This is a genomic window from Lysinibacillus halotolerans, from assembly GCF_003711845.1.
Classification (GTDB): Bacteria; Bacillota; Bacilli; order Bacillales_A; family Planococcaceae; genus Ureibacillus; species Ureibacillus halotolerans.
Genome location: NZ_RHLQ01000086.1, coordinates 1 through 6,478, shown reverse-complemented (window position 1 = coordinate 6,478; position 6,478 = coordinate 1). Strand labels below are relative to the sequence as shown.

General features: G+C 38.7%; 5 protein-coding genes. 2 read left to right on the top strand and 3 right to left on the bottom strand.

All coding sequences use genetic code 11. The features are described from left to right. Window positions 1-123: 123 nt before the first annotated feature. The 3 genes from EC501_RS17995 to aceA form a co-directional block, all read right to left on the bottom strand. A complete protein-coding gene (locus tag EC501_RS17995; RefSeq protein ID WP_122973715.1) occupies window positions 124-1,302 on the bottom strand; it encodes a pyridoxal-phosphate-dependent aminotransferase family protein in 1,179 nt (392 codons plus the stop codon). A gap of 206 nt (window positions 1,303-1,508) precedes the next feature. Further along, on the bottom strand, window positions 1,509-3,110 hold the full coding sequence (gene aceB / locus EC501_RS17990) for a malate synthase A (RefSeq protein WP_122973714.1): 1,602 nt from the start codon (window positions 3,108-3,110) through the stop codon (window positions 1,509-1,511). 70 nt (window positions 3,111-3,180) lie between these two features. Beyond that, complete coding sequence (gene aceA, locus EC501_RS17985; protein ID WP_122973713.1) at window positions 3,181-4,464, bottom strand: isocitrate lyase; 1,284 nt, start codon at window positions 4,462-4,464, stop codon at window positions 3,181-3,183. A gap of 215 nt (window positions 4,465-4,679) precedes the next feature. Here aceA and EC501_RS17980 point away from each other — a divergent pair, with 215 nt between their 5' ends. Both EC501_RS17980 and EC501_RS17975 read left to right on the top strand, forming a co-directional pair. Continuing rightward, window positions 4,680-5,351 (top strand): LytR/AlgR family response regulator transcription factor, encoded by a 672-nt coding sequence (locus EC501_RS17980; protein WP_122973712.1) that lies wholly within the window; start codon window positions 4,680-4,682, stop codon window positions 5,349-5,351. 106 nt (window positions 5,352-5,457) lie between these two features. Continuing rightward, complete coding sequence (locus tag EC501_RS17975) at window positions 5,458-6,024, top strand: GNAT family N-acetyltransferase (protein ID WP_122973711.1); 567 nt, start codon at window positions 5,458-5,460, stop codon at window positions 6,022-6,024. Window positions 6,025-6,478: the final 454 nt, after the last annotated feature.

Genomic DNA, 6,478 nt, shown 5'->3' with positions numbered 1-6,478 from the left:
ATTACGTGATCAAATGACGAGTAGAGAATATATAGACCCATTTAAACGAGATTAAAGAACAAATACGGTTGACGGTCAATTAAAAAAGCCCCTTTAGGGGCAGTTAGTAAGGAGCCCTTATTTTTAATGGGTTTGTCCAATCAATAACAGTTCCTCTTTAAACGACTGTAGAGCTAGTTCTTGATTTACTTCCACCCCTAGCTCATGCAATACTTCCCCTACGCTTCGAATTGCTTGTTCTAGCATTTCCGCAGTTGTATTCCCCATATGACCAATGCGGAAAGCTTTGCCTGCTAAGTGGGCCAAAGCTCCAGCGACAATAATTCCTTTATGGGAAAGTAACGTTCGAAAAGCTACATCATCTACCCCTTCAGGATATAAAATACAACTTAAAGTAGGGGCTGACACTTCTTCATTAGCTAAAGGTTTCATACCGAACGTACGTAGGGCAGCACGTATCCCTCGCCCAAAAGCAATATGACGTTGCTCCCTTTGTTTTATTCCTTCTTCTAGCACTATATCCATTGCCTTTTGGTATGCATAAATTAAGTTTACTGGTGGCGTTGCGAAATATTTCGATGGATCTTGCATAATAGGGATCCAATTCTTTATATCACAATAGTAGGCAGCTACTTCGCCTAAGGCATCCCTTGCTTTTAAGGCTGTTTGATTGAAAGCTATGATCGCAAGACCCGGTGGAATACCAATCGCTTTTTGGGATCCAGTTAATACAATATCAATCTTATATTCTGCATTTCCACCATAAGACTTACTCATATTCTCATCAAGGGCAGCCGTAGCAACTACTCCATCCAATATAACTAAGGCACCTGTTTTTTTAATTAATGGTACGAGGATGTCTAAGTCTGAAAGAACCCCCGTCGAAGTATCTGCATGCGTAATTGTTACCGCTTTATATTCTTTTTGTGTCAATGTTTCCTCTACAAGTAATGGATCCACTTGCTTGCCCCACTCTGCTTGCAACACATCTACTTCAATTCCATAAGCTTTTGCTAAAGGTTTAAATCGATCACCAAAATAACCATGGCTTATTACAAGTAGTCTTTCTCCTTTTCCAATCGTATTAACGATTGCCATTTCCATTGCCAAAGTTCCTGATCCTGCAACAATAAATACTTCCCCATCGGTTTGAAGCAACTGTTTCGTCTGTTCAATAGCATTTTTATAAATTGCTACAAACCGAGGATCCGTATGTCCCCTAGTTTCATTCGCTAAAGCATCATAAATCTCATCTATAACCGGTGTTGGTCCTGGCACTAAAAGCAATTCCTTATTTTTCATGTGACACCTTCCCTTTATGTACGTTTTTCTATCCTTAACCTTTTCTCCAATAATCGATGATTTCCCTTCTTTAAAACAAAAAGAATGTCTTACTAGCTATTACACTAGTAAGACACCCATCCCCATGTCGAACAATTAATTTATATATAATCCCCTTAGAACGAAGGAATAAATAAAGGAGGCAACCTTTTCATCCCTTTTGTAAATTAGCTTATTTTTTCATAACCCGGTAAAGTTAGAAATTCAATAAACTCGTCTTGCTCGATTAAAGTTTTAAACAGTTCCGCCGCCTCTTCGTAACGACCACTGTTATAAGCCTGTTTCCCAACAGCTTCTTTAATTTTTGCAAGCTCTTCATTTAATACTTCCAGTGTTAACTCCAATGTCACTTTACGTCCATCTTCTAAAATTCCCTTTTCATGACGAATCCATTGCCATACTTGGGTACGGGAAATCTCAGCAGTTGCTGCATCTTCCATTAAATTATTAATAGGTGCAGCACCATTTCCTCGTAACCATGATGCAATATATTGTACACCTACACTACAATTGATACGAAGACCTTCTTCTGTAATTGTACCTTTTGGTACGGCAACAAGATCCTCTGCCGTTACTTTAACATCTTCACGTTTTTTATCAATTTGATTCGGTGTTTTCATAATCGCATCGAATTGTTCCATGGCAACCGGAACTAACCCTGGATGAGCAACCCAAGTACCATCATGACCATCCGTTGCTTCACGACGTTTATCTTCCGCAACTTTTGCAAAGGCAAGTTTATTCGCCTCTTCGTCATTTTTCACCGGAATTTGGGCTGCCATACCGCCCATCGCAGGGGCATTCCGTTTATGGCAAGTTTGAATACATAAGGATGTATAAGCCTTCATAAACGGAACGGTCATTGTTACTTGACCACGGTCTGGCAAAACAACATCCGGCTGATTTCGTAATCGTTTAATAAAGCTGAAAATATAATCCCAACGACCACAATTTAGTCCTGCTGAATGCTCCCGCAGTTCATATAAAATTTCATCCATTTCAAAGGCAGCAACGATTGTTTCAATTAATACAGTTGCTTTAATTGTACCTTGTGGAATATTTAAATATTGTTGGGCATAAACAAACACATCGTTCCAAAGTCTTGCCTCTAAATGACTTTCAAGCTTCGGTAAGTAAAAGTATGGACCGGATCCGTTAGCCAATAATTCTTTTACGTTATGGAAGAAATACAAGCCAAAGTCAAAGAAGCTACCGGACATAGGTTCCCCATCAACGAGTACATTTTTTTCAAGTAAATGCAAACCACGCGGCCGAACTAAAAGAACAGCGGTTTGTTCATTAAGTTTATACGTTTTCCCATTCGATTCTTGGGTAAACTCAATAGTACGACGGACGGAATCCCGCATATTAATTTGACCAGCAATCATGTTTTCCCATGTTGGCGTCGATGCATCTTCAAAACATGCCATAAACATTTTGGCACCAGAGTTTAATGCATTAATAACCATTTTGCGGTCTACTGCCGGCCCAGTAATTTCTACACGACGATCTTGTAAATCTTTTGGAAGGGGGGCAATTGTCCAATCTCCTTGACGAATTTCCTCTGTTTCTCGTAAAAATTCTAGTTGCTCACCCCCATCAAGTCGCTTTTGCCTTTCATTCCGTTTTTCTAATAATTCCTTTCGTCGCCCATTAAACTTATCATGAAGTGAAACAATGAATTCAAGTGCCTCAGGCGTTAAAATTTCCTTTGCTTGTTCTGTTAGTTCCCCAACAATTTTAAGCTTTTGTGATGTTGCCTGTTCCATTTTCAAAATCCCCACCCTTATATAAATAACATTATTCAAATCATGCCTAGGCAAATTTCAAACATTCGTATTATACGAATTGTTCTGCTTCTGTAGATCCCGCCATTGCAGTTGTTGACGATGTACCACCAGAAATTGTTTGTGACACTTCATCAAAGTAACCAGTACCTACTTCACGTTGATGTTTTGTAGCTGTATAGCCCTTCGCTTCTAAATCAAACTCCGCCTGTTGAAGTTTTGAGTATGCAGCCATACCATTATCTTTATAGTCTAATGCAAGTTCAAACATCGATTTATTAAGTGAATGGAAACCAGCTAATGTAACGAATTGGAATTTATAGCCCATTTTCGCAATCTCGCGTTGGAATTCTGCAATTTCTTTATCTGACAGTTTCGCTTTCCAGTTAAAGGAAGGTGAACAGTTGTAAGCTAACATTTTACCTGGGAATTTCGCATGAATCCCTTCTGCAAATTGACGAGCTTCTTCTAAAGATGGATTGGAAGTTTCACACCAAATTAAATCCGCATACGGTGCGTACGCTAAACCGCGGGCAATTGCTTGCTTAATGCCTGCTTTCGTACGGAAGAATCCTTCTGGCGTACGTTCCCCTGTAATAAATTCTGCATCTCGAGGGTCAATATCACTAGTTACCATGTCCGCAGCATCGGCATCTGTACGTGCAATTAAAATTGTATCTACTCCCATTACGTCCATTGCAAGACGAGCAGCAATCAAATTACGAACAGCGTTTTGAGTAGGAAGTAATACTTTCCCGCCAAGGTGACCGCATTTTTTCTCAGAAGCAAGCTGGTCCTCTAAATGAACGCCAGCAGCACCCGCTTCAACCATTGATTTTACAAGTTCGAACACATTTAAAGGTCCGCCGAATCCAGCCTCTGCATCTGCAACAATTGGTGCAAACCAGTCGAAGCCATCATTTCGCCCTTCTGCATGATCAATTTGATCTGCTCTTTGTAACGCTTGATTAATACGTTTTATAACTTGAGGCACTGAGTTAGCTGGATATAATGATTGGTCAGGGTACATTTGGCCAGCAAGGTTCGCATCTGCAGCTACTTGCCATCCAGATAAATAAATCGCTTTCAAACCAGCCTTTACTTGTTGTACCGCTTGGTTACCAGTTAACGCACCTAAAGCATTAATAAAGTCTTCTTCATGCAATGACTTCCAAAGACGAGCCGCACCTCTTTTGGCTAAAGTTTGTTCAACTACTACAGAACCTTGTAATTTTACAACTTCTTCAGCAGTATATGTTCTTTCAATCCCTTTCCAGCGTGGGTTTTCTGCCCAATCCTTTTTTATAGCTTCAATTTTTTCTTGTCTTGTTGACATGAATATTCACACCTTCCCCTTTGTTTAAATACAATCTGTTAAAAATTTTTTGAATTTACTGTTCCATAACAGAAGTATTTGATGTAAATTAATATATAACAGAGTATTTTATTTTTCATTATTTTCTGACGAAACCTTTAGAATTTGGGATGAACTGGTATTAATTCGTGATGAAGTATTTAGATTTAGTTATAACACTTAGGGGGATTCTAAATATGAAAATAGGAAATTTGAATGTATCTAAAGAGGGCTTAGAGCAATTCAAACTTATTTTAGAAGATTGGCTACCAAAGGATGCATCTTTAGCCATTGCAACGGATAATACGTATATTTACTATTGTCCTAGCATTCATCATATTCATTTAAAAACGGGGGAATATGTTCATCCAGATAGCATTGCCGCACAAGTCCTGAAGCATCGTAAAAAAACTGAATTGGTACTTGATGCGTCCACCCTTGGAGTACCCTATTATACAATGGGATATCCTATTACGATTGATCAACAAGACGCTGCCTTAATTATTATTTTGCCTTCCACATATTTTCCGGAAAAACAACAATCCTTTAAATTTTTAACTGGGAAACGAGATGAAGATTGGACTCCTATCCCCGTTAAGCAAATATCCTATATTGAAAGTCTGCAAAAACGAACTTGGTTTTACACCGACAATGAACAATTTAAATCAAATATGACATTAAAGGAACTCCAAACTAAACTTCCAGAATATTTTTTGCGCATTCATCGATCCTATATATTAAATATTTACTATATAAAAAAAATCTCTCGAGACTTAACGTCAAACTTTGTTGTTGAACTTAAAAATGGAGAAGAACTACCCGTTAGTCAGTCTTATATCCATGATTTGAGAAGAGCACTAGAGTTTTAATCTTTTTATAAATATAATTTTGTTAAAATTTAGTAACTACCATCTTTGTAGATGACATCGAATCGTTTATAATTACTATTAACTTAATTGGAGAAGAGGCGATGTCATGAAAATAAAAGATATTTATAGTGATCTCCCAATATTGGAAACAGAACGTCTAATCCTTCGAAAAATAACTCTCGATGACTTAGAAGAAATGTTTCATTATTGTTCTAATGATGAAGTTACAAAATATTTAGTGTGGGATACACACAAAACGATTGAAGATACGAAAGCCTTTATCGACTTCTCATTAAAAAGATATAAAGCTCATCAACTTTCTCCTTGGGGCATCGTAGACAAAGAAAATAAAAAATTCATTGGAACCATCGATTTTATAACATGGGACACAAAACATAAAACAGCTGAAATCGGATATGCCCTTTCTCATGAACATTGGGGGAAAGGGATGATGACGGAAGCAGCAAAGCAAGTGATTTCTTTCGGCTTTGAACATATGGACCTTACTCGTATTCAAGCACGATGTTTTGTAGAAAATTTTGGTTCAGAGCGGGTTATGCAAAAATCGGGCATGACTTTTGAGGGCATCCTCAGAAAATCGATGTTTGTTAAAGGAGAACATAAAGATTTAAAAATTTACTCCATATTAAAGGAAGAGCATGAACAAAATTAAGTTTAAAGAGACCACTGAATTTTCAGTGGTCTTTGTTGCCTAGCAACGTCCTACTCTCACAGGGGGTACCCCTCAACTACCATCGGCGCTTTCTGCGAAGCACGATGACAAGTCGGAAAACTGCGTCATCTGCGTCAGTCCGATGCTCATGTACCAAGTACACTGCGCTTCGGGCCTCCTTGATTCCTTGTTTTCCTCGGTCCTCCCACTTCTCGAGTTTTTTTTCTGTACCTTTGTTTGTTTTTAAACGCGCCGACCAAGCCTTCGGCTTTTGTATGTTGGGGGCTGACTTTTTGGATATAAAAAAGACCACTGAATCTCAGTGGTCTCTATTTGCCTAGCAACGTCCTACTCTCACAGGGGGTACCCCTCAACTACCATCGACGCTTTCTGCGAAGCGCGATGACACGTCGGAAAACTGCGTCATCTGCGTCAGTCCGATGCTCATGTACCA

What these genes read in the sequence shown, in the direction of transcription:
- EC501_RS17975 (WP_122973711.1), top strand. Translation starts at nt 5,458, where the DNA reads ATGAAAATAAAAGATATTTATAGTGATCTCCCAATATTGGAAACAGAA.
- EC501_RS17980 (WP_122973712.1), top strand. Translation starts at nt 4,680, where the DNA reads ATGAAAATAGGAAATTTGAATGTATCTAAAGAGGGCTTAGAGCAATTC.
- EC501_RS17995 (WP_122973715.1), bottom strand. Translation starts at nt 1,302, where the DNA reads ATGAAAAATAAGGAATTGCTTTTAGTGCCAGGACCAACACCGGTTATA.
- aceB (WP_122973714.1), bottom strand. Translation starts at nt 3,110, where the DNA reads ATGGAACAGGCAACATCACAAAAGCTTAAAATTGTTGGGGAACTAACA.
- aceA (WP_122973713.1), bottom strand. Translation starts at nt 4,464, where the DNA reads ATGTCAACAAGACAAGAAAAAATTGAAGCTATAAAAAAGGATTGGGCA.